22 protein-coding genes and 1 rRNA gene are annotated in these 22085 nt (G+C 72.2%); 20 read left to right on the forward strand and 3 right to left on the reverse strand.

The features are described 5' to 3' along the window. Positions 1–5 precede the first annotated feature (5 nt). A 5S ribosomal RNA gene (rrf, locus tag N3K63_RS12830) occupies positions 6–122 on the forward strand. A 153-nt stretch (positions 123–275) separates the two neighbouring features. Here the strand turns inward: rrf and N3K63_RS12835 are convergent. Beyond that, a complete protein-coding gene (locus N3K63_RS12835) occupies positions 276–1166 on the reverse strand; it encodes a hypothetical protein (protein WP_261580584.1) in 891 nt (296 codons plus the stop codon). Between the two features lie 6 nt (positions 1167–1172). On the opposite strand from N3K63_RS12835, the gene N3K63_RS12840 reads away from it, so the two are divergent. The 19 genes from N3K63_RS12840 (at position 1173) to der (ending at position 19505) form a co-directional block, all read left to right on the forward strand. Next, positions 1173–1919 carry a hypothetical protein gene (locus N3K63_RS12840; protein ID WP_261580585.1) on the forward strand — a complete coding sequence of 249 codons (747 nt, stop codon included), beginning with the start codon at positions 1173–1175 and terminating at the stop codon, positions 1917–1919. Continuing rightward, complete coding sequence (locus tag N3K63_RS12845) at positions 1919–2950, forward strand: HAD-IIA family hydrolase (RefSeq protein WP_261580586.1); 1032 nt, start codon at positions 1919–1921, stop codon at positions 2948–2950. Before N3K63_RS12840 ends, N3K63_RS12845 begins: the two co-directional genes overlap by 1 nt. Positions 2951–2974: 24 nt before the next feature. Beyond that, the gene (locus N3K63_RS12850) at positions 2975–3139 is read left to right on the forward strand and encodes a hypothetical protein (protein WP_261580587.1); all 165 of its coding nucleotides are present in this window, start codon (positions 2975–2977) and stop codon (positions 3137–3139) included. Continuing rightward, entirely contained in the window at positions 3136–3948 is an 813-nt protein-coding gene (locus N3K63_RS12855; protein WP_261580588.1) for a TlyA family RNA methyltransferase, read from the forward strand. Before N3K63_RS12850 ends, N3K63_RS12855 begins: the two co-directional genes overlap by 4 nt. Next, positions 3945–4868: an NAD kinase gene (locus N3K63_RS12860; RefSeq protein WP_261580589.1), complete on the forward strand. Its 924-nt coding sequence runs from the start codon at positions 3945–3947 to the stop codon at positions 4866–4868. Before N3K63_RS12855 ends, N3K63_RS12860 begins: the two co-directional genes overlap by 4 nt. Then, entirely contained in the window at positions 4865–6568 is a 1704-nt protein-coding gene (recN, locus tag N3K63_RS12865) for a DNA repair protein RecN (protein ID WP_261580590.1), read from the forward strand. Before N3K63_RS12860 ends, recN begins: the two co-directional genes overlap by 4 nt. Before the next feature lie 6 nt (positions 6569–6574). Continuing rightward, positions 6575–8272, forward strand: coding sequence for a CTP synthase (locus tag N3K63_RS12870; RefSeq protein ID WP_261580591.1), 1698 nt, complete (start codon positions 6575–6577; stop codon positions 8270–8272). Then, on the forward strand, positions 8265–8936 hold the full coding sequence (locus N3K63_RS12875; protein ID WP_261580592.1) for an NUDIX domain-containing protein: 672 nt from the start codon (positions 8265–8267) through the stop codon (positions 8934–8936). The genes N3K63_RS12870 and N3K63_RS12875 overlap by 8 nt, the downstream gene beginning before the upstream one ends. After that, entirely contained in the window at positions 8933–9865 is a 933-nt protein-coding gene (gene xerD, locus N3K63_RS12880; RefSeq protein ID WP_261580593.1) for a site-specific tyrosine recombinase XerD, read from the forward strand. Before N3K63_RS12875 ends, xerD begins: the two co-directional genes overlap by 4 nt. A 66-nt stretch (positions 9866–9931) precedes the next feature. Beyond that, on the forward strand, positions 9932–10558 hold the full coding sequence (locus N3K63_RS12885) for a vitamin K epoxide reductase family protein (RefSeq protein WP_261580594.1): 627 nt from the start codon (positions 9932–9934) through the stop codon (positions 10556–10558). A 70-nt stretch (positions 10559–10628) separates the two neighbouring features. Beyond that, positions 10629–11852, forward strand: coding sequence for an aminotransferase class V-fold PLP-dependent enzyme (locus N3K63_RS12890; RefSeq protein WP_261580595.1), 1224 nt, complete (start codon positions 10629–10631; stop codon positions 11850–11852). Further along, positions 11852–12931 carry a DsbA family protein gene (locus N3K63_RS12895; RefSeq protein WP_261580596.1) on the forward strand — a complete coding sequence of 360 codons (1080 nt, stop codon included), beginning with the start codon at positions 11852–11854 and terminating at the stop codon, positions 12929–12931. Before N3K63_RS12890 ends, N3K63_RS12895 begins: the two co-directional genes overlap by 1 nt. Before the next feature lie 128 nt (positions 12932–13059). After that, on the forward strand, positions 13060–13893 hold the full coding sequence (locus tag N3K63_RS12900) for a ParA family protein (RefSeq protein ID WP_261580863.1): 834 nt from the start codon (positions 13060–13062) through the stop codon (positions 13891–13893). Beyond that, positions 13877–14791 (forward strand): segregation and condensation protein A, encoded by a 915-nt coding sequence (locus tag N3K63_RS12905; protein WP_390895203.1) that lies wholly within the window; start codon positions 13877–13879, stop codon positions 14789–14791. The genes N3K63_RS12900 and N3K63_RS12905 overlap by 17 nt, the downstream gene beginning before the upstream one ends. Beyond that, positions 14781–15365 (forward strand): SMC-Scp complex subunit ScpB, encoded by a 585-nt coding sequence (gene scpB / locus N3K63_RS12910; protein WP_261580597.1) that lies wholly within the window; start codon positions 14781–14783, stop codon positions 15363–15365. The genes N3K63_RS12905 and scpB overlap by 11 nt, the downstream gene beginning before the upstream one ends. Further along, on the forward strand, positions 15362–16168 hold the full coding sequence (locus N3K63_RS12915; RefSeq protein WP_261580598.1) for a pseudouridine synthase: 807 nt from the start codon (positions 15362–15364) through the stop codon (positions 16166–16168). Before scpB ends, N3K63_RS12915 begins: the two co-directional genes overlap by 4 nt. Positions 16169–16188: 20 nt before the next feature. Continuing rightward, a complete protein-coding gene (locus tag N3K63_RS12920) occupies positions 16189–17316 on the forward strand; it encodes a prephenate dehydrogenase (protein WP_261580599.1) in 1128 nt (375 codons plus the stop codon). Next, a complete protein-coding gene (cmk, locus tag N3K63_RS12925) occupies positions 17309–17992 on the forward strand; it encodes a (d)CMP kinase (RefSeq protein ID WP_261580600.1) in 684 nt (227 codons plus the stop codon). The genes N3K63_RS12920 and cmk overlap by 8 nt, the downstream gene beginning before the upstream one ends. Next, entirely contained in the window at positions 17982–19505 is a 1524-nt protein-coding gene (der, locus tag N3K63_RS12930) for a ribosome biogenesis GTPase Der (RefSeq protein ID WP_261580601.1), read from the forward strand. The genes cmk and der overlap by 11 nt, the downstream gene beginning before the upstream one ends. Before the next feature lie 18 nt (positions 19506–19523). Here der and budA read toward each other — a convergent pair whose 3' ends face one another. Both budA and alsS read right to left on the reverse strand, forming a co-directional pair. Beyond that, positions 19524–20255: an acetolactate decarboxylase gene (gene budA / locus N3K63_RS12935; RefSeq protein WP_261580602.1), complete on the reverse strand. Its 732-nt coding sequence runs from the start codon at positions 20253–20255 to the stop codon at positions 19524–19526. 17 nt (positions 20256–20272) lie between these two features. Continuing rightward, complete coding sequence (alsS, locus tag N3K63_RS12940) at positions 20273–22072, reverse strand: acetolactate synthase AlsS (RefSeq protein ID WP_261580603.1); 1800 nt, start codon at positions 22070–22072, stop codon at positions 20273–20275. Between the last annotated feature and the right edge of the window lie 13 nt (positions 22073–22085).

Consider the following 22085-nt stretch of genomic DNA (forward strand, 5'->3'; position numbering starts at 1 on the left):
AGTGTTTCGGCGGCCATAGCGTGAGGGAAACGCCCGGTTACATTCCGAACCCGGAAGCTAAGCCTCACAGCGCCGATGGTACTGCAGGGGGGACCCTGTGGGAGAGTAGGACACCGCCGGACTTCTTTCAAGAAATGGCCACCCAACGCTGGGTGGCCATTTCTGTTTTACGCGACAGTGAGAGGAAGAAGCAGATGAGCGCAGAGCGACGTCCCGACGGCGAAGACCGTCCCCGTGGAGGTTCGAAGCCGCGCTACACGCCTGCTTCCTCGAGCTCACGTCGACGCGAAGGAGAGCGCCCGTCGGCGCCCCGTTCCGGCGATCGCAAGCCGTACGGCCAGCGCGATGGCGAGCGGAAGCCGTATGAGAAGCGTGACGGCGACCGGAAGCCGTACGGACAGCGCGATGGTGAGCGCAAGCCGTATGAGAAGCGCGACGGCGACCGGAAGCCGTACGAGAAGCGCGACGGCGTCCGTAAGCCGTACGAGAAGCGCGACGGCGACCGTAAGCCGTACGAGAAGCGCGATGGCGACCGGAAGCCTTACGGGCAGCGTGATGGTGAGCGTCGCCCGTACGAGAAGCGTGACGGCGACCGGAAGCCTTACACGCCTCGTGATGGTGAGCGTCGCCCGTACGAGAAGCGCGATGGCGACCGGAAGCCCTACACTCCCCATGACGGTGAGCGTCGCCCGTACGAGAAGCGCGACGGTGATCGCAAGCCGTACACGCCCCGCGATGGCGAGCGGAAGCCGTACGAGAAGCGTGACGGCGACCGCAAGCCGTACACGCCTCGTGATGGTGAGCGTCGCCCGTACGAGAAGCGCGATGGCGACCGCAAGCCCTACACGCCTCGTGATGGTGAGCGTCGCCCGTACGAGAAGCGCGATGGCGACCGCAAGCCCTACACGCCTCGTGATCGCGAGCGCCGCCCGTACGAGAAGCGCGATGGCGAGCGTCGCCCGTACGAGAAGCGCGACGGCGACCGTAAGCCGTACGCGTCGCGCGACGGGGAGCGTCGCGCCTCCCGCCCGCCGCAGAGCTCGGAGCGGCGCGAAGCGCGCGGCCCCGAGGTCCCCGAGGAGGTCACCGCACGTGACCTGCCGGGCTCGGCGCGCAACGAACTGAAGACCCTGAGCTCCGAGAACGCCGAGCAGGTCGCCCGTCACCTGGTGATGGCCGCGCGCCTCATCGACGACGACGCCGCCCTCGCCCACGAGCACGCCCTGGCGGCATCCCGCCGCGCCGGACGCGTGGCCGTCGTGCGCGAGACCGTGGCGATCACCGCCTACGCCGTGGGCGACTTCGCCCTGGCACTGCGCGAGCTGCGCACCCACCGCCGGATCTCCGGCAGCGACGAGCAGATCGCGCTCATCGTCGACAGCGAGCGTGGCGTCGGCCGACCCGACCGCGCCCTCGAGGCCGGCCGGGGCGTCGACCGCACCGCGCTGCCCGTAGAGGTGCGCGTCGAACTGGCCATCGCGATGTCGGGCGCCCGACTCGACCTCGGCGAGACCGAGCGCGCGCTGCAGGAACTCGACATCCCCGAACTCGACCCCGACCGGGCGTTCTCGTGGAGCCCCGCGCTGTTCGCCGCCCGAGCTGCCGTGCTCGAGGAGCTCGGCCGCGACGAGGAGTCCGCACAGTGGCAGCGCCGCGCCGACGTGGCCGCCGAAGCCCTCGGAGCCGTCGACGCCGACCGCGAGGTCATCGAGATCGACGAAGTGGAAGAGATCGCCCTCCCCGAGGACGAGCTCGACGAGCTCGACGAGGACAACCTCGAAGCCGACGATTCCGACGAGGACGACGACGACGACGCGCACCGCGCCGACGACGAGGCCCCCGCGGCCGAGGACGACGAGCCCGCCGAGGACGACGAGCCTGTTGTGGAGGAGTCGGCACCGAAGGGCGACGACGACTGATGGCGCTGTTCGCCAGCCGCGCGCGCACCCCGCTCGACGGCGTCGACCTGGTGCTCGCCGACCTCGACGGCGTGGTCTACGCCGGCCCCGGCGCCCTGCCCCACGCGGTCGAGAGCCTCAACCGCGCCGGGGAGAGCCGGCGGCTCGCCTACATCACCAACAACGCCTCCCGACGCGATGCGACCGTCGCCGCGCACCTGCGCGAACTCGGCCTGCACACCGATCCGGGGGACGTCGTCACCAGCCCGCAGGCCGCGGTCCGGCTGTTGAAGGAGCGGGTGCCCGTCGGGTCGACGATCCTCATCATCGGCGGCGACGGCCTCGTGTTCGAAGCCGAGAAGGCCGGCTACGTCGTCACCCGCAGCGCCGACGACGCCCCCGCCGCCGTCGTGCAGGGCTTCGCGCCCGACGTGGGCTGGGAGCATCTGGCCGAGGCCGCCTACGCGCTGGCGACCCCCGAAGAAGACGGCGGCATCCCCTGGATCGCCACCAACACCGACTGGACGATCCCTCAGGCGCGCGGCATCGCCCCGGGAAACGGCACGCTCGTCTCCGCGGTGCACACCGCGGTGAGCCGCCTCGCGACCGTCGCGGGCAAGCCCGAACGGGCCATCTTCGACGTCGCGGTGGCGCGGTTCGCCGCCTCTTCGCCGCTGTTCATCGGCGACCGGCTCGACACCGACATCGCCGGCGCCCAGGCCGCCGGCATCCCCTCGGTGCTTGTGCTCACCGGCGTCGACCGGCCCAAGCATGTGCTGGCCGCCCCCACGGTCTCGCGTCCCACTTACATCGTCGGCGACCTGCGCGAACTGCACGAGCCCTATCCTGCGACCGTCGTCAAGGGCGATGCGACGTGGGTCGGCCGCGCGGGCGTGCAGGTCGACGGCGCCGACCTGCGCATCCTCGCCGAGGGCGACCGGCCCGTCGACCTGCTGCGGGCCGCGAGTGCCGCCATCTGGAACTCGGGGCGCGCCATCTACGGGTTCCGCGTGCCGGAGCGGCTCTACGCCGATCCGTTCCACCGTCCCTGACCGCGCCCCGCGTATCGTGGAGGCATGTCGATGGATGCCGCGCCGCACGACCGCAGTCATGACGACCTGCTCTCCGCGCTCGAGGTGATCGAGGAACAGCCGCTCGCCGAACGCGTGCCCGCCTACGCCGCCCTCCACGACGAACTCGCCAAGCGCCTCGAGTCCGGGCCCCGCGAGAGCGCCGGATGACGGCGCGCCTGGACGCGGCCCTGGCCGCACGCGGCCTCGCGCGCTCCCGCACCCACGCGGCGCAGCTGATCGAGCAGGGGCTGGTCACCGTCGACGGTCGCGGGGTCGTCAAGCCCTCGACCAAGGTCGACGACACGGCCGACCTCGCCGTTGCGGCATCCGACCACTACGTCAGCCGCGCCGCGCACAAGCTCATCGCGGGACTCGACGCCTTCCCGATCAGCGTGGCCGGGCGCCTCGCCCTCGACATGGGCGCCTCGACCGGCGGGTTCACCCAGGTGCTGCGCGAGCGCGGCGCCGACCCGGTGATCGCGATCGACGTGGGCCACGGGCAGCTGTCGCCCACCGTCGCCGCCGACCCCGGCGTGATCGCGGTCGAGGGCTTCAACGTGCGCTACATGACGGCGCCGTCGCTGGCCGAGGCCGCCGGCACCGCCGCGCGGCCCACGCTGATCACCGGCGACCTCTCGTTCATCTCGCTCACCCACGTGCTGCCGGCGGTCGCCGGTGTCTCCGACCCCGACACCGACATCGTGCTGCTGATCAAACCCCAGTTCGAGGTCGGGCGCACCGGCGTGCGCGAGGGGCTCGTCACCGACCCCGGCCGCCGTATCGATGCCGTCGCCGGCGTGCTGTGGTCGGCGTGGGACCAGGGGCTGGGCACCTTCGGACTCATCGCGAGCCCGATCGTCGGCACCCACGGCAACGCCGAGTTCGTGGCCTGGCTGCGCCCGGCGGCGGGGACGGGCGAGCAGGGCAATCCGACAGAATGGTTGCAGACCGTGAACGATCTGGCAGGAGAGGCATGACCGACGCCGCACGCTACGTCCTGGTAGTCGGTCACGCCCGCCGCGCCGACACCGTCGTCGCGGCCCGCCGCGTGATCGCCGCGCTCTCGGCCGCCGGCCTGTCGGCCGTGCTGCCGGCCGAAGACGACGAGCACGGCGCCGTCCTCGACGGTGCGGGGCCCCTGCTCACGCTCGGCGTCGACGTGCAGGTCGACGAGCTCGAACTCGCCGTCGTCCTCGGCGGCGACGGCACCATCCTGCGCGCCGCCGAACTCGTCCGCGACGGCACCGCGCCCATCCTCGGCATCAACATGGGCCACGTCGGCTTCCTTGCCGAGATCGAGCCCGACGTGCTCGACGACGCCATGCGCCGCGTCATCGCCTGCGAGTACGAGGTCGAGGAGCGCATGGCGCTGCACGTCGCCGTGCTCGATGAGGCCGGCACCGTCGCCTACGAGACGTTCGCGCTCAACGAGGCCACCGTCGAGAAGGCGGCCCGCGAGCGCATGATGGAAGTGGTCATCGAGATCGACGAGCGCCCGCTGTCGAGCTTCGGATGCGACGGCGTCGTCGTCTCGACTCCCACCGGCTCCACCGCCTACAACTTCTCCGCCGGCGGTCCGGTGATCTGGCCCTCCGTGGAGGCGATCGCCGTCGTGCCGCTGTCGGCGCACGCCCTCTTCGCCCGCCCGCTCGTGGTCGGCCCCGAGGCGTCGGTCGCCATCGAGGTGCTCGCCCGCACCGACGGCACCGGCATCCTCTGGTGCGACGGGCGCCGGTCGCACGACCTGCCGCCGGGCGCGCGCGTCGTGATGCGGCGCTCCGACGTGCCGGTGCGCCTGGCGCGCCTGCATCCGGCCGCCTTCGGCGACCGTCTCGTGCGCAAGTTCCGTCTGCCCGTCACCGGATGGCGGGGACCGGCCACCGAGGGCGTCTCGTGATCGAGCAGATGACCCTGCGCGACCTCGGCGTCATCGCGGATGCGACGCTGCCGATCGGCGCCGGGTTCACCGCGATCACCGGCGAGACCGGCGCCGGCAAGACGATGGTCGTCACCGGGCTCGGCCTGCTGCTGGGTGCCCGCGCCGACTCGGCCGCCGTGCGCGGCGGTGCCGACAGCGCGCGTGTGGACGGACTGTGGGTCGTGCCCGAGAACGGCGCGATCGCCGACCGCGTGCAGGAGGCCGGGGGAGAGGTCGAACCCCTCGGCGACGGCACCGCCGAGCTCTACCTCGGCCGCTCGCTGACCGCCGAGGGCCGCAGTCGCGCGACCGTCGGCGGCCGCACCGCTCCGGCCGGCGTGCTCGCCGACCTCGCCGACCTGCTCGTGGTCGTGCACGGCCAGTCCGACCAGCTGCGGCTGAAGTCGGCCGCCGCTCAGCGCGACGCCCTCGACCGGTTCGGCGGGCCCGTCGTCGCCGAGGCGCTCACCGCCTACCGCACGGCCTTCGGGGCGTGGAAGTCGGCCGCCGCCGAGCTGGACGCGCTCACCGCCGACCGCGCCGCCCGTGCGCAGGAGGCCGCCGAACTGCGCGCCGCCCTCGCCGAGATCGAAGAGGTCGACCCGCAGCCGGGGGAGGACCTCCAGCTCACCCAGCGTGCCGAGCGCCTCGCGCACGCCGAAGAGCTGCGCGTGGCCGCCGCCAGCGCCCACGAGTCGCTCTCCAGCGAAGACGACCGCCCCGACGTGACCGCGCTGCTGGCCGAAGCGCGCCGCGCGCTCGAGCGCGCCGCCGACAGCGACAGCGCCCTCGGCGACCTCGCCGCCCAGCTCGAGGAGATCGGCTACCGCATCGCCGACCTGTCGGGCGAGCTCAGCGCCTACCTCGCCGACCTCGACGAGACCGGCCCGCACGAGCTGGCCGCCGTCGAAGAGCGCCGCGCCGCGGTGAACGCCCTCGTGCGCACCCACGGCACCCTCGACGAGGTGCTCGCCCTCGCCGACACCGGCGCGCGGCGCCTGGCCGAACTCGACGACGACGGCGACCGCGCCGAGCGGCTCGAGGCCGAGCGCGACGCCGCCCGCACCGCCCTCGACACCGCCGGCGACGCACTCACCGCCGCACGCACCGCCGCCGCGACGCGCCTGTCGGCCGCCGTCACCGACGAGCTGCGACACCTCGCCCTGCCCGACGCGACCCTCGTGGTCTCCGTCGACAGCGGGGCCGAGAGCGCGTCGGGCCGCGACGAGGTGACGATCCTGCTCGCCCCGCATCCCGGCGCCACCCCGCGCCCCGTCGCCCGCAGCGCCTCGGGTGGTGAGCTCAGCCGCGTCATGCTCGCCATCGAGGTGGTGCTGGCCGCGGTCGACCCGGTGCCGACCTTCGTGTTCGACGAGGTGGATGCCGGCATCGGCGGCGCCGCCGCCATCGAGGTCGGCCGTCGGCTGGCGCAGCTGGCGCGGTCGAGTCAGGTGATCGCCGTCACCCACCTCGCCCAGGTGGCCGCCTTCGCCTCCAACCACCTGACGGTGGTCAAGTCCCACGACGGCTCGGTCACGGCATCCAGCGTGCAGGCCCTCGCCGGCGCCGAACGCGAGGCGGAGATGGCCCGACTGCTGTCGGGGATGCCCGATTCGCCCGCCGCACTCGAACACGCTCGGGAACTGCTGAGCTTGGCCGATCCACGACTGATAGGATGAAAGCCCGTGACGGACACTACTGACGCGGGCACCATTTCGAACGACACCACCAAGCACATCTTCGTGACGGGCGGTGTCGTTTCCTCGTTGGGCAAGGGTCTCACCGCCGCGAGCTTGGGGAACCTTCTGACCGCGCGCGGACTGCGCGTGGTGATGCAGAAGCTCGACCCGTACCTCAACGTCGACCCGGGGACGATGAACCCGTTCCAGCACGGCGAGGTCTTCGTGACCGACGACGGCGCCGAGACCGACCTCGACATCGGACACTACGAGCGCTTCCTCGACATCGAGCTGAGCCAGGCCGCCAACGTGACCACCGGCCAGATCTACTCGCAGGTGATCGCCCGCGAGCGGCGCGGCGAGTACCTGGGCGACACCGTGCAGGTCATCCCGCACATCACCGACGAGATCAAGCGCCGCATGCGCCTGCAGGCCGACGAAGAGCCCAAGCCCGACGTGATCATCACCGAGATCGGCGGCACCGTCGGCGACATCGAGTCGCAGCCGTTCATCGAGTCGGCCCGTCAGATCCGTCACGAGCTCGGCCGCAAGAACGTCTTCTTCGTGCACGTGTCGCTCGTGCCGTTCATGGGCGCCTCGGGAGAGCAGAAGACCAAGCCCACCCAGCACTCCGTCGCGGCGCTGCGCTCCATCGGCATCCAGCCCGACGCGCTCGTGCTGCGCAGCGACCGCCCCGTGACCGAGTCGAACAAGCGCAAGATCGCGCTCATGTGCGACGTCGACGAGGATGCCGTCGTCAACGCGGTCGACGTCCCCTCCATCTACGACATCCCCACCATGCTGAACACGCAGGGTCTGGACACCTACATCGTCGAGGCCCTGGGCCTGGCCGCCAAGGCCGACGACGTGGACTGGTCGCGCTGGAGCAAGGTGCTCGACGCCGTGCACAACCCCAAGCACGAGGTCACCATCGGTCTCGTCGGCAAGTACATCGATCTGCCCGACGCCTACCTGTCGGTGACCGAGGCGCTGAAGGCCGGCGGTTTCGCGCAGGAGACGAAGGTCGCCATCACGTGGATCCCGTCGGACCTGTGCGAGACGCCCGAGGGCGCCGAGAAGGCCCTGGCCGGCGTCGACGGCATCGTCGTTCCCGGCGGCTTCGGCATCCGCGGCATCGAGGGCAAGCTCGGGGCGCTGAAGTTCGCCCGCGAGCAGGGCATCCCCACCCTCGGCATCTGCCTCGGCCTGCAGTGCATGGTCATCGAGTACGCGCGCAACATGGCGGGCCTGGAAGGCGCCTCCTCGACCGAGTTCGACCCCGACACCGCCCACCCGGTGATCGCGACGATGGCCGAACAGGTCGACATCATCGACCGCGGCGACATGGGCGGCACGATGCGCCTGGGCCTCATGGCCGCCGACCTGGCCGAGGGCTCGGTCGCCGCCGAGGTGTACGGCTCCACCACCGCCTCCGAGCGCCACCGTCACCGCTACGAGGTCAACAACGCGTACCGCGACCAGATCGCCGCGGCCGGCATGGTCTTCTCGGGCATCTCGCCCGAACGGGGCCTCGTCGAGTACGTCGAGCTGCCGCGCGAGGTGCACCCGTACTACATCGCCACCCAGGCCCACCCCGAGCTGCGCTCGCGCCCGACCGAGGCCAACCCGCTGTTCCGGGGTCTGGTCGCCGCGTCGCTCGACCGGCACCGCGCGTCGGAGCTGTTCGACGTCGACAATGGCTGACCTGCTGCAGGACGAGCCCGTCGACGTCGAGGTCACCGACAGCCAGACGGTCTTCGAGGGTCGGGTGTGGAACATCCGTCGCGACGAGGTGCGCTACAACGGCGCCCCCATGGTGCGCGAGTACATGGACCACACCGGTGCCGTGGCCGTGCTCGCCCTCGACGAGCACGACCGGGTGCTGCTGATCCAGCAGTACCGGCATCCGGTGCGCATGCGCGAGTGGGAGATCCCGGCGGGGCTGCTCGACGTCGCCGAGGAGCAGCCGCTGCGCGCGGCCGAGCGCGAACTGGCCGAGGAGGCCGACCTCGTCGCCGAGCACTGGAGCGTGCTCGCCGACTTCGCGACCTCGCCCGGCGGCAGCGACGAGACGATCCGCATCTACCTCGCCCGCGGCCTGTCGGCCGCCGACGAGGTGTTCGAGCGCACCGAAGAGGAAGCCGACATCGAGACCCGCTGGGTCGCCCTCGACGAGGCGATGGATGCCGTGCTCGCCCGGCGCGTGCAGAACCCCTCGCTGGTGATCGGGGTGCTCACCTGCCACGCCGCGCGCAGCCGCGGGTGGCAGACCCTCGCCCCCGGCGACGCCCCGTGGCCGGCGCGCTCACGCCCGGTCGGCGCCGGTGCCCACGGCGCGAACGGGCGCGACGGAGACGCCGGCGCGTGAAGCTCGAACGCGCCGTCGACGCCTACCTCAGGCACACGTCGATCGAGCGCGGGCTGTCGGAGCACACCGTCGCCGCCTATCGCCGCGACCTCGCCGTCTACCGGTCGTGGCTGCGCGAGCACGACGTCACCGACACCGGCGAGGTGACGGCGGCGCTCGTGGCCGACTTCGCCGCCGCGCAGGCCCGGCGCGAGCCGCCGCCGGCGGCGACGAGTCTCGCGCGGCTGCAGTCGTCGGTGCGCGGCTTCCACCGCTTCCTCGCCCGCGAGGGCATCGCCGAGGGCGACCCCGGCGCCCGGCTGCGGCCGCCCAAGATGCCGCAGCGGCTGCCCAAGGCGCTGACCATCACCCAGGTGGAGGCGCTGCTGGATGCCGCCGGCCCCACCCCCGGCGCCGACGTCGCCGCGGGCGAGGGCACCCTCATCCCGCTGCGCGACCGCGCCCTGCTCGAGCTCCTCTACGCCACCGGCGCCCGCGTGTCGGAGGTGGTGCAGCTCGACGTCGACGACCTCGCCCACGGCGACGTGCTGCGGGTGCGCGGCAAGGGATCGAAGGAGCGCATCGTGCCCGTGGGCTCCTACGCCCGCGCCGCCGTCGACGCCTATCTGGCGCGGGCCCGCCCTGAACTGTCGCGGCGCGGCCGTGCCAGCGCGCGCCTGTTCCTCGGCGCCCGCGGGGCGCCCCTCAGCCGGCAGAGCGCGTGGCTGGTCATGCAGCAGGCCGCCGAGCGGGCGCAGCTGAGCGCGCACGTCTCGCCGCACACGCTGCGCCACTCGTTCGCGACCCACCTGCTGCAGGGCGGGGCCGACGTGCGGGTCGTGCAGGAACTGCTCGGCCACGCCTCGGTGGCCACCACCCAGATCTACACGCACGTCACCGTCGACGCCCTCCGCGACGTCTACGTCACCTCCCACCCGCGCGCCCGCTGACCCCGGCGCGGGGTTCTCACGGCCGCCCGGCCTTGTCGCGCCGGGGCCCGGCGCGACAATGGGGGAGTGAGCACCGACCTCAACGCGCGCCCCGACGAGACGGCATCCGGTCTGCGGCCGCCGCGCGCCCTCGCGATCTGGTGGATCGTGGCGGGCCTGGCCGGCTGGACGGTGTCGTTCCTGCTGTACCTCGAGTACATCGGCCAGCTCACCGGCGGCGACGCGCTCATCAGCTGCGACATCAGCCCCATCGTCACCTGCGGTCCGAACCTGCTGAGTCCGGGCGGCAACCTGCTGGGCTTCTCGAACTCGCTCATCGGCATCGTGCTGTTCCTCGGCCCGGTGTACGCCGGGGTGAGCGCGCTGGCCGTGCGCGGCGGGATGCGCGCCTGGTACTGGCGCGTCTACGCGCTGTTCGTGCTCGGCGGGTTCCTGTTCGTGCACGTGCTGGCCTACCGCAGCGTGTTCGAGTACGGCTCGCTGTGCCCGTGGTGCATGGTCGTGTGGCTCGTGACGATCCCGCTGCTGTGGACCGTCGCCGGCTGGACGCTGCGCGCAGGGGTGTGGGGCGGCGGGCGCCGCGCGGGCGCCGCGATCCTCTCGTGGCTGCCGCTCATCGTCGTCGTCGACTACCTGATCATCGCGGTGGCCGCCCAGGTGCGCCTCGACGTGATCGGCAGTCTTCTCGGCTGACGGCGACCCGGGGGATTATCTCCGGCGAGACCGGCCGCGCCCGGGGGAGCCTCCTTCCCACAATGGGGGTGTGGGTTTCACCCGAGTGGCACAGCGCCTGCGGCCGCGTGGCGCGCAGCCCGCCGCCACGCCCGCGCGCGACGACTTCGCCTACCTGGCCGCCGGCGACGTCTACCTCGACTCGGCCTGCCAGACCCTGCGCCCGCAGCCGGTCATCGACGCGATGACCGCCTACTTCACGCAGTACAACGCCTGCGGCGACCGCGCCCACTACGCCTGGGGCGCGAAGGTCGACGCGGCCGTCGACGACACCCGGGCCGCCGTGCTGCGCCTGCTCGACCTGCCGCGGCGCGACTACCGGTGCGCGTTCACGCTCAACACCACCTACGGACTCAACCTGCTGCTGCAGCAGCTGCCTCGGGGACGATTCGCCCGGATCGTCACCACGCAGACCGAACACAACGCCGTGTTCGTGTCGACGATGACCGCGGCCGCCCGTCTCGGCGTGCCGCGCGTCGTCGTCGAACGGACCCCGGAGGGGAGGGTGCCCGTCGCGGACCACGAGCTCGATCGCGCGCTCGTGGTCGTGTCCGCCATGGACAGCGTGACCGGCACCCTCACCACCGGGCTCGACGACCTGATCGCCCGCACGCACCGCCGCGGCGGTGCCGTGATCGTGGATGCCGCGCAGGCGGCGCCCCACGCGCTGCCCCGGCTGCGGGGACTTCGCGCCGATGCGATCTGCTTCTCGGCGCACAAGATGTACGGCCCGGCGCTGGGGGTGGTCGCCGCGAGCGCCGAGCTGCTGGCCGCCCTCGAGGTCGCCTTCGTCGGCGGCGGGCAGGTGCAGGCGGTCACCGCCGACGGCTTCACGCTGCGCGACGAGCTGCACACCCGGCTCGAACCGGGACTGCAGGCCTGGGGCGAGATCATCGCGTTCGGTGCTGCGCTGGACTGGTTCTCCGCCCGCTGGGACGAGATCGAACGCACCGAGCGCGAGCTCGCCGGGCGCCTGCACGAGGGGCTGTCGTCGCTGCCGCGCCTGCGGGTGCTGGGCGCGGGGCCCGCGCCGGTGGTCTCGATCGTGCCCGAACGCGTCGACGGGCACCGCCTGGCGGTGTTCCTCTCGCAGGCGGGCGTCATGGTGCGCAGCGGCCACTTCTGCGCCCACCACTGGCTCGCCGAACGCGAGCAGCTGCCCCCGCTCGTGCGCTTCAGTCTCGGCGCCCACAACACCCCGGGAGACATCGAGCGCGCCCTCGAGGTGACCGGTCGCCTGGTGAGAGGTCTCTGATGCTGTGCATCGTCGCGTTCGTCGTGATCCTGGTGCTCTCGGCGGTGTCGGCGAAGTACCGCCGCCTTCTCGGGAAGGCGTGGTCGTGCGTGTCGCGGCGGGTCACGTTCCGCTCCTGCGACACCTCCTTCCGCGACGACGTCAAGAACTCGCTGCTCGCCCCGCTCGCGGTGCGCAGCCCGCGCCTGGTGAAACCGGCATCCATCGCGATCGAAGTGCTCGCCTGGGTGATGGTGCTCTCGTTCATCGTGAGCCTGTACATCGTGGGCCGCAGCGGACTGAACCTGTACGTCTACGGCACGTGCGACAAGCAGGACGGCCAGTCGTGCTCGCTCGCCGCGCAGATGTGCTCGATCGACGCCGGCACACCGGGGTTCTGGGAGTCGGTCGGCGAGGGCGACGTGCTCGGCGCGTTCGGTGACGAGTTCACCTCGCTCGGCGACACCATCGCCGCGATCCCCAGCCGTATGAAGGACTGGGACGCCGCCGCCTACGCCCCCGCCGACGCCACCTACCTCGGCGGCTACACCGCGGGCCGACCCGTCGCCCTCGAGGTGCTCGACCCCGGATGCCGCTTCTGCGCGCAGCTGTTCCGCAACATGGCCGACTCGGGCTTCGCCGACACCCACAACGTCACCTACCTGCCCTACCCGATCACCTCCGACATCGGCCCGCGTTTCGCCAACTCGCCGCTCATCGCCTCGTACCTCGTCGTGGTGCGCCAGTTCGAGTCGGCGCGGGACGCGGGCGCGGGGCCGACGGGGGACTGGCACATCCTCGAGCAGCTGTTCACCGGGGAGGACGCCGACGGGCGCGGCTGGCAGGACTGGATGAACGCGGCCGCACCCGACGACGCGCGCGCCCAGCTGGGGCGCTGGCTGCAGGAAGCCGGCTACGACGCCGACGAGATCGCGCGCATCGATGCGCTGTCGACCTCGACCGCGGTGGCCGACGAGCTCGCCCGCATCCGCGGGATCGTCGAAGACGACATCAAGACGGTCGCGATCCCCTCGCTGATCACCGGCGGGCGGCTGCACGCGGGCCTGGTCGACGCCGACACGCTGGCCGGAATCGAGTGACGCGCGGGGCCGGCAACGAGTGTCGTGCGCCGCGCCTGTGCGAGAATCGGGGAGCACAACGCAGAAGGCAGGGAGTGTCGGTGACGGACAAGGCGCGGGGGACGACGAAGGTCTCCTCGGAGACCCCGATGGGCCCGACCGGTCGCCCGTACCACGGCTTCCCGACCCCGCCCAAGCTCGACAGCCACGGGCCCGCCCGCATCATCGCGCTCTGCAACCAGAAGGGCGGCGTCGGCAAGACGACGACGACCATCAACCTGGCCGCCTCGCTCGCCCAGTACGGACGTCGCGTGCTCGCCGTCGACTTCGACCCGCAGGGCGCCCTGTCGGCCGGTCTCGGCATCCCGACCCACGACATCCCCACCATCTACGACCTGCTGCTGGACACCAAGCGCGACCCGCACGAGGTCATCGTGCCGACCTCGGTGGAGGGCCTGGACATCGTCCCCGCCAACATCGACCTGTCCGCCGCTGAGGTGCACCTGGTCAACGAGGTGGCGCGCGAGACGATCCTGGCGCGCGTGCTGCGCAAGGTGTCGAGCGAGTACGACGTCATCCTCATCGACTGCCAGCCGTCGCTGGGCCTGCTGACCGTCAACGCGCTCACCGCCAGCCACGGCGTGCTCATCCCTCTCGAGTGCGAGTTCTTCGCCCTGCGCGGGGTGGCCCTGCTCATCGAGACGATCGACAAGGTGCGCGACCGCCTCAACCCGTCGATCACCCTCGACGGGGTGCTCGCCACGATGTACGACCCGCGCACCCTGCACTCGCGCGAGGTGCTCGAGCGCGTGGTGGAGGCCTTCGGCGACGACGTGCTCGAGACCGTCATCGGCCGCACGGTGAAGTTCCCGGATGCCTCGGTGTCGGGGGTGCCGATCACCAAGTTCGCGCCCGAGCACGCGGCCGCCCAGGCCTACCTGCGACTGGCGCGGGAACTGGTCGCCCGTGGCGCCGTCGCCTGAGTCGGACGAGCCCTCGCCCGAGACCATCACCCCGCCCGTCGCCGACGCCGCGGGTGACACCGTCGCCGCGGATACCGAGCTGCCGGATGCCGAGCCGGGCGCCGAGCCGCCGGCCGAACCGGGCTTCCGGGTGTCGGTCAGCGGCTTCGACGGGCCGTTCGACCTGCTGCTGAGCCTGCTGTCCAAGCACGAGCTCGACATCACCGAGGTGTCGCTGAGCCGCATCACCGACGAGTTCATCTCCTACCTCAAGGGCCTCGACGCCGACGAAGAGCTCGAACAGGCCTCGGAGTTCCTCGTGGTGGCCGCCACCCTCCTCGACATGAAGGTCGCCGGGCTGCTGCCGCAGGGCGAACTCGTCGACGCCGAGTCGGTGGCGCTGCTGGAGGCGCGCGATCTGCTGTTCGCGCGGCTGCTGCAGTACCGCGCGTTCAAGGAGGTGTCGGCGTGGTTCTCGCGCTGCCTGCAGCGCGAGGAGCAGCGGCACGTGCGCGCCGTGCGCCTCGACGAGAAGTACCGCCGCGCCGCGCCGGACCTGGTCTGGACCCTCAGCGCCGACGACTTCGCCGCGATCGCGCTCATGGCCTTCACCCCGAAGGAGATCCCGCACGTCGGGCTCGACCACCTGCACGCGCCGCTGGTGTCCATCCGCGAACAGGCGGCCGTCGTGGTGACGCTGCTGCGGGGCGCCGGGTCGCTGAACTTCCGCGACCTCGTGGCCGGGGTCGACCAGACCGGCATCGTCGTCGCGCGCTTCCTGGCCGTGCTCGAGCTGTACCGGCACGCGGCGCTGTCGTTCGAGCAGCTCGAACCGCTGGGGGAGCTGACCCTGCGCTGGACCGCCGAGCGGTGGTCCGAAGAGAACCTCGCCACGTTGGGAGCCGACTATGACCACTGACGACCTCGCGCACGAGCCGGCGCACGTCGCACGGCGGCTGGAGGCCATCCTGCTGATCGTCGACGAGCCGCAGAGCCTCGTCGCCCTCGCCGCCGCCGTCGGCTCGCCCGTGCCCGCGGTGCGCCAGGCCATCGACGCGCTGGTGGCCGACTACGACGGTGAGACGGGCGGCCCGCGGCGCGGGTTCGAGCTGCGCGAGGTGGGCGGCGGCTGGCGGTTCTACGTGCGCGAGGAGCACGACGACCTCGTGAGCGAGTTCGTCAACTCCCAGGCGCCCACGCGGCTGTCGCAGGCGGCGCTGGAGACCCTCGCCGTCATCGCCTACAAGCAGCCGGTGACGCGCAGCCAGGTGGCATCCATCCGCGCCGTCAACGTCGATTCGGTGGTGCGCACGCTCGTCGCGCGCGGCCTCATCACCGAGCTCTACACCGACCCCGAGACCGGGGCGATCAACTACGGCACGACCGACGCGCTGCTGGTGAACCTCGGCATCAACTCGCTCGACGAGCTGCCGCACATCTCACCGCTGCTCGACGACGGGTCAGCCGGCTTCGAAAGCGAGGTGATCCGATGACCATCGGACACGACCAGGCATCCGACCAGCCCGAAGGGGTGCGTCTGCAGAAGGTGCTCGCCAACGCGGGCGTGGCCTCGCGGCGGGTGTGCGAGCAGCTCATCGCCGAAGGGCGCGTGCGCGTCAACGGCGAGGTCGTCGACACGCTCGGCGCGCGCATCGACCCCGAGAACGACCTCGTCGACGTCGACGGCGTGGCCGTGCAGCTCGACACCGGCAAGCGCTATGTGATGCTCAACAAGCCCACCGGCGTGGTCTCGACCATGAAGGACGAGAACGGCCGTCCCGACCTGCGGCGCTTCACGCAGGACTGGCCCGAGCGGCTCTACAACGTGGGGCGCCTGGATGCCGAGACGAGCGGCCTGCTCGTGCTCACCAACGACGGCGAGCTCGCCCACGTGCTCGCCCACCCGTCGTTCGGTGTCACCAAGGTCTACATCGCCAAGGTCGAGGGGCGGGTGACCGCGCAGACCATCGCGAAGCTCACCCGCGGGATCGAGCTCGACGACGGCCCGATCGCGGCCGACAAGGCGCGCCTGATCGACCAGTCGGGCGAGACGAGCCTCGTCGAGCTCACCCTGCACTCGGGGCGCAACCGCATCGTGCGGCGCATGATGGCCGCCACCGGTCACCCGGTGCGCGAGCTCGTGCGACGCCAGTTCGGCCCGCTGCACCTGGGCACCCTCCCAGCGGGGAAGGCGCGGGAGCTGACTAAAGTGGAACGCGGCGCGCTGCTCACCCTCTCGCGCGGTGCCGCGCCGTCGTCCCCCGGCGACAGCCCCGAGGACACCGACAGCCGCTGACCCTCTGAGACGGAGTTCCCGTGACCGATCCGAACCGCGCCCCCGCACGCCCGGTGCGCGCTGCGCGCACCGGCGGTCTCGTGCGCGTGGTCGGGGCCGGCCTGCTGGGCTCGAGCATCGGGCACGCCCTGCAGGGACTCGGCGTCGACGTCGCCCTCGCCGACGCGTCCCCGGCGCAGCTGCGCCTGGCCATCGACTACGGCGCCGGCCGGGCCGCGCGTGACGACGATCGGCCCGCGCTCATCGTGGTGGCGGTGCCCCCCGATGTGACCGCCGAGGTCATCGAACGCGAGCTGCTCGCCTTCCCGGGCGCCGTCGTCACCGACGTGGCCAGCGTCAAGCTCGAGCCGCTGCACGCCCTGCGGGCGCGCGGAGTCGACCTCACCCACTACATCGGCTCGCACCCGATGGCGGGGCGCGAGCGCGGGGGAGCGATCTCGGCGCGCGCCGACATCTTCATCGGGCGGCCGTGGGTGGTCTGCCGCGACGAGGAGACCCCGGCGTCCGACCTCGCCCTCGTCGAGGGCCTCGCCCTCGACCTCGGCGCCATGCCGATCGAGCTCACCCCCGAAGAGCACGACCGTGCCGTCGCGCTCGTGTCCCACGTGCCGCAGCTGGTCGCCTCGCTCCTGGCCGGCCGCTTCCTCGACGCGCCCGACGAGGCGATGAACCTCGCCGGTCAGGGCGTGCGCGACACCACCCGCATAGCCCACTCCGCCCCGGAGCTGTGGGTGCAGATCCTCGGCGCCAACGCCGGCCCCGTCGTCGACGTGCTCGATGCGCTGTCGGCCGACCTGCAGGGCGTCGCCGATGCCCTGCGCGCCCCCGAGACCCCCGGCGCCCGGCGCGCCGTGGCCGACACGATCCGCCGCGGCAACGACGGCGTGGAGCGGCTGCCCGGCAAGCACGGGCAGAAGCGCCGCTTCGAGCAGGTCGTCGTGATCGTCGACGACACCCCCGGGCAGCTCGGCCGCCTGTTCGGCGACCTCGGCGAGCTCGAGGTCAACGTCGAAGACCTGCGCCTGGAGCACTCGCCCGGTGCCCAGTTCGGCCTCGCCGAGATCGGGGTCATCCCCGGCATCGCGCGCCGCGCCGTCGACGGCCTCGAAGCGCGCGGCTGGAAGATTGCGAGCACCTCCCTTGACTGACACCGTGATCATCGCCGTCGACGGCCCCGCCGGCAGCGGCAAGTCGAGCGTCTCCAAGCAGGTCGCGCGCGACCTGGGCTACGGCTACCTCGACACCGGGGCCGCCTACCGCGCCCTCGCCTGGCATGTGCTCGACCGCGGCGCCGACACCGCCGACACCGATGCGGTGCGCCAGGCGGCGGGCGACTTCGACTACGCGATCTCCCTCGACCCCGACGACCACTGGGTGCGGGTGGGTCAGGCCGACGTCACGGCCGCGATCCGCGAACCGCGCGTGGCCGGTGCGGTCAGCGCCGTCGCGCGGGTGCCCGAGGTGCGCGCCGTGCTCACCGACCTCTTCCGCGCGCTCGTGGCCCGTGCCGACCGCGACGGTGTCATCGTCGAGGGTCGGGACATCACCACGGTGGTCGCCCCCGATGCGCCCGTGCGCATCCTCCTCACCGCAGCCCCCGAGGTGCGCGCCGCCCGGCGCAGCGCCGAGGTGACCACGCAGGATGCCGCGGCCGTGGCCGCCGCCCTGCACCGGCGCGACGCGTCCGACGCGCAGGTCGTCGACTTCCTCACCGCCGCCCCCGGCGTGGTGGTCGTCGACTCGACCGACCTAGATTTCACACAGACCGTGGATGCCGTCCTCGACGTCGTCCGCACCGGAACGGGAGACCACCATGGCCGCTGAAGACGAATACGAGGCCGGGCCCGACCAGCTCGAGGAGAAGCTCGCCGAGCTCGACGAGGAGCTGGCCGACCAGCGGGCCGCCGCTCTGCGCGCCACGCTGTCGGACTACGACCTCGACGACGAAGACGCCGAGCTGCTGGCGGGGCTCGCCGCCGGCGACGACGGCATCGAGATCCTCCCGGCGCTGCCGGTGGTCGCCATCGTCGGGCGCCCCAACGTCGGCAAGTCCGCCCTCGTCAACCGCATCCTCGGTCGTCGTGAGGCCGTCGTCGAAGACACCCCCGGTGTCACCCGCGACCGCGTCACCTACAAGGCCGAATGGATGGACCGCAAGTTCACCGTCGTCGACACCGGCGGCTGGGAGCCCGACGCCAAGGGCATCGACCGGTCGGTGGCCGCTCAGGCCGAGGTGGCCATCGAGCTGTGCGACGTGGTGATGTTCGTCGTGGACGCCATGGTGGGCGCCACGGCCACCGACGAGGCCGTCGTGCGCCTGCTGCGCAAGACCGACAAGCCCGTCTTCCTCGTCGCCAACAAGATCGACGACGCCCGTCAGGAGCCCGAGGCCGCGGCCCTGTGGAACCTGGGACTGGGGGAGCCCCACCCGGTGTCGGCCATCCACGGCCGCGGTGTGGCCGACCTGCTCGACGAGATCATGAAGGTGCTGCCGGAGATCTCCGCCGTCGCCAAGGGCGAGATCGGCGGCCCGCGCCGCGTCGCGATCCTCGGCCGCCCCAACGTCGGCAAGTCGTCGCTGCTGAACAAGGCCGCCGGCGAAGAACGCGTCGTCGTCAACGAACTGGCCGGCACCACCCGTGACCCCGTCGACGAGATCGTCGAGCTGGGCGGCAAGCTGTGGCGCTTCGTCGACACCGCCGGCATCCGCCGTCGCGTGCACCTGCAGCAGGGCGCCGACTTCTACGCCTCGCTGCGCACCTCGGCCGCGCTGGAGAAGGCGGAGGTCGCCGTCGTCGTGCTCGACGTGTCGCAGTCGATCAGCGTGCAGGACCTCAACATCATCGACCTCGTGCTCGAGTCGGGGCGTGCGCTCGTGCTGGCCTTCAACAAGTGGGACCGCCTCAACGACGACGACATGGAGAACGCCGACCGGCGCCGCTACCTCGAGCGCGAGATCGAGCAGGACCTCGCCCACGTCACGTGGGCGCCCCGCGTGAACATCTCGGCGCGCACGGGCCGTCACCTCGACAAGCTGGTGCCCGCCCTCGAGACCGCGCTCGAGTCGTGGGATCAGCGCATCCCCACCGGCAAGTTCAACGCGTTCCTGGCCGAGCTGGTCGCCGAGCACCCGCACCCGCTGCGCGGCGGCAAGCAGCCCCGCATCCTGTTCGGCACGCAGGCCTCCACCCGCCCGCCGACCTTTGTGCTGTTCACGACGGGGTTCCTCGACCCGGGCTACCGCCGGTTCATCCAGCGGCGCCTGCGCGAGCTGTTCGGGTTCGAGGGCACGCCGATCGTCGTCAATATGCGCGTGCGGGAGCGCCGCCAGCGCTGAGCGCGGCGGCGCGCCCGGTCAGCCGGCCGAGCGCGTCTCGGTCTTCTCGATCTGGGCGGCCAGGTCGTCGGGGCTGAGGTTGGCCTCGCCGAACGCGCGCGTCAGCGGCAGCCGCAGCTGCAGGTCGGTGCACACGCACAGTTCGACCGTGCCCTCGGCGAGGGTGAAGTCGAGCAGGTGGCCACCGCGCGTGCGGGCGTCGTCGACGAAGTGGGCGTGGCATCCGGGCACGCCGATGCCCTGCTCGTAGAGCGGGGTGCGGAACCCGACGACGGTGCCGACGACGTCGTCGAAGGTCACGACGGCATCCTCGTCGGTGGCTTCGGTCATCGGGCGGTAGGGCTTCTCCTGCCGCACGACGGTGCGCGTGGTGAGCCGCGAGAAGCGGCCGGTGATGCGCAGCGCGTACATGTAGTTGGGCGAGGCGGCGAGCGAGTCGATGAACGCGGCCACCTCGGCGCGCGACGAGTCCGCCGGCAGCGGGCTCGACAGCGACGGCACGAAGTTGGTGACGACGGCGTAGGGCGACTGCGCGTCCAGCGGCGGCGTCGTGACGCTGCCGTCGCCGCGCAGCTGATAGGCGACCCCGCCCAGCACCACCATCTCGCCGTCGAGGGCGTTGAAGGTGCCGATGCCGAAGCTGCCGTGACCGAGCAGTTCGGCCACGGTCATGTCGTCGTCGTACACCCCGTCGAGCAGGGCGCTCATGAGGCTCGTCTGGAAGATGGTGTGGCGCGTGATGGCGGTCATGGTCTTCTCCGGTCCGGTCACAGCAGCACGTCGGCGAGGAGGTCGCCGCCGAGGCGTCGCAGGTTGTCGCTGTAGTCCACGGGCACGTCGATGATCGACGGGCCGGGCTCGGCCATCGCTGCCAGGATCGTGGGGACGAGGTCGTCGATGCGGGTCACCCGGTGGCCGTGCGCCCCGAACGACTCGGCGAAGCCGACCACGTCGTAGTCGCCCAGCTCGACGGCGGCGGTGCGGCCGTACTTGTCCTGCTGCTGGAAGGCGACCATGTCGTACGAGCCGTCGTTGAAGATGAGATGGGTCATGTTCGCGCCCAGGCGCACGGCCGTCTCGAGCTCGGCCGCCGAGAACAGGAACCCCCCGTCGCCCGACACCGAGAACACGGGGGAGCCCGGGCGGGCGAGGGTCGCGGCGATCGCCCACGGCAGGGCGACGCCCAGGGTCTGCTGCCCGTTGGAGAACAGCAGCGTGCGCGGCTGGTAGGTGCGGAAGTACCGCGCCATGTAGAGGTAGTGCGAGCCGACGTCGCAGAGCACCGTGGTGTCGTCGGAGAGGGCCGAGCGGATGCCGGCGACCAGGGCGACCGGGTCGAGTCCGCGGGCGTCGTCGTGGTCGGGGTCGCCGGCCTCGGTGCCCGCCAGGCGCCGGCGCTCACGGGCGACGATCGCCGCCGCGTCCTCGCGCAGGCGCAGCCCGTCGAGCAGGGCGGCGAGCCCGCCGAGGGTGTCGGCGACATCGCCCACCAGCTCCAGCGCGGGCCGGTAGTGGTTGTCGACGTCGGATGCCAGCTCGTCCAGGTGCACGATGGTGCGCTCGCCCGTCGCGTTCCAGCGGGCCGGCTCGTACTCGACGAAGTCGTAGCCCACCGTCAGCACGAGGTCGGCGCGGTCCAGCAGCACGTCGCCGGGCTGGTTGCGCGCGAAGCCGACACGGCCGAGGTAGTGGTCCTCGAGGTCGCGGGAGATGATGCCGGCGGCCTGGAAGGTCTCCACCACCGGCAGGTCGGTGTGCCCGAGCAGCGTGTGCAGGGCCCGCACGACGCGGTCGGCGCCGCTGCGGGCGCCGGCCAGCACCACCGGGAAGCGGGCGGCGCGGATGAGCTCGGCCGCCTGCAGCAGCGACTCGGGGTGGGCGGCGCCCAGGCGCGGGGTGGCGGGGGCCACGGGGAAGCCGATGCTCGTCGGCTCGATCGACACGTCGTAGGGGAGCACCACCGCTGCGGCGCCGCGCGGTTCGCGCAGCGCGGTGCGGAAGGCATCCGTCACCGCCTCGGCGACGTTGTCGGCCACGGTGACCTCGACGGCCGACTTGGTGACCGCCGACAGCAGCCCCACGGCGTCCATCGACTGGTGCGTGCGCTTGAGGTGCTCGGCGCGCGAGACGGCGCCGCAGATGGCGACCATCGGGTCGCCCTCGGTGGTGGCGGTGACCAGCCCGGTGACGAGGTTGGTCGTGCCGGGGCCGCTGGTGACCAGCGCCACCCCCGGGATGCCGGTGAGCCGGCCGATCGCGGCCGCCATGAATGCGGCGCTCTGCTCGTTGCGGCAGGTGACCAGCTGCGGGGCGGTGACATCGCCCGCGACGGCGGCCAGCGCATCGAAGACGGGATCGATCTTGGCGCCGGGGACGCCGAAGACCCAGCGCACGCCCTGCGCGCGCAGCGCGGCGACGATGTGGTCGGCCGAGCGCAGCGGTGCGGGGTGGGCGAGGGCGGGGGCGTCGGGGGAGAGCAGGGTCATCGGGGTTCCTTCGTGGGGTGGTTCTTCCATCGTCGCCGCGGGGCGGGGCGCGAGGAAGACGGCGTTGGCGATGGCATCCATCACCGGATCAGAT

This window comes from Microbacterium festucae (assembly GCF_025421715.1).
Lineage (GTDB): Bacteria > Actinomycetota > Actinomycetes > Actinomycetales > Microbacteriaceae > Microbacterium > Microbacterium festucae.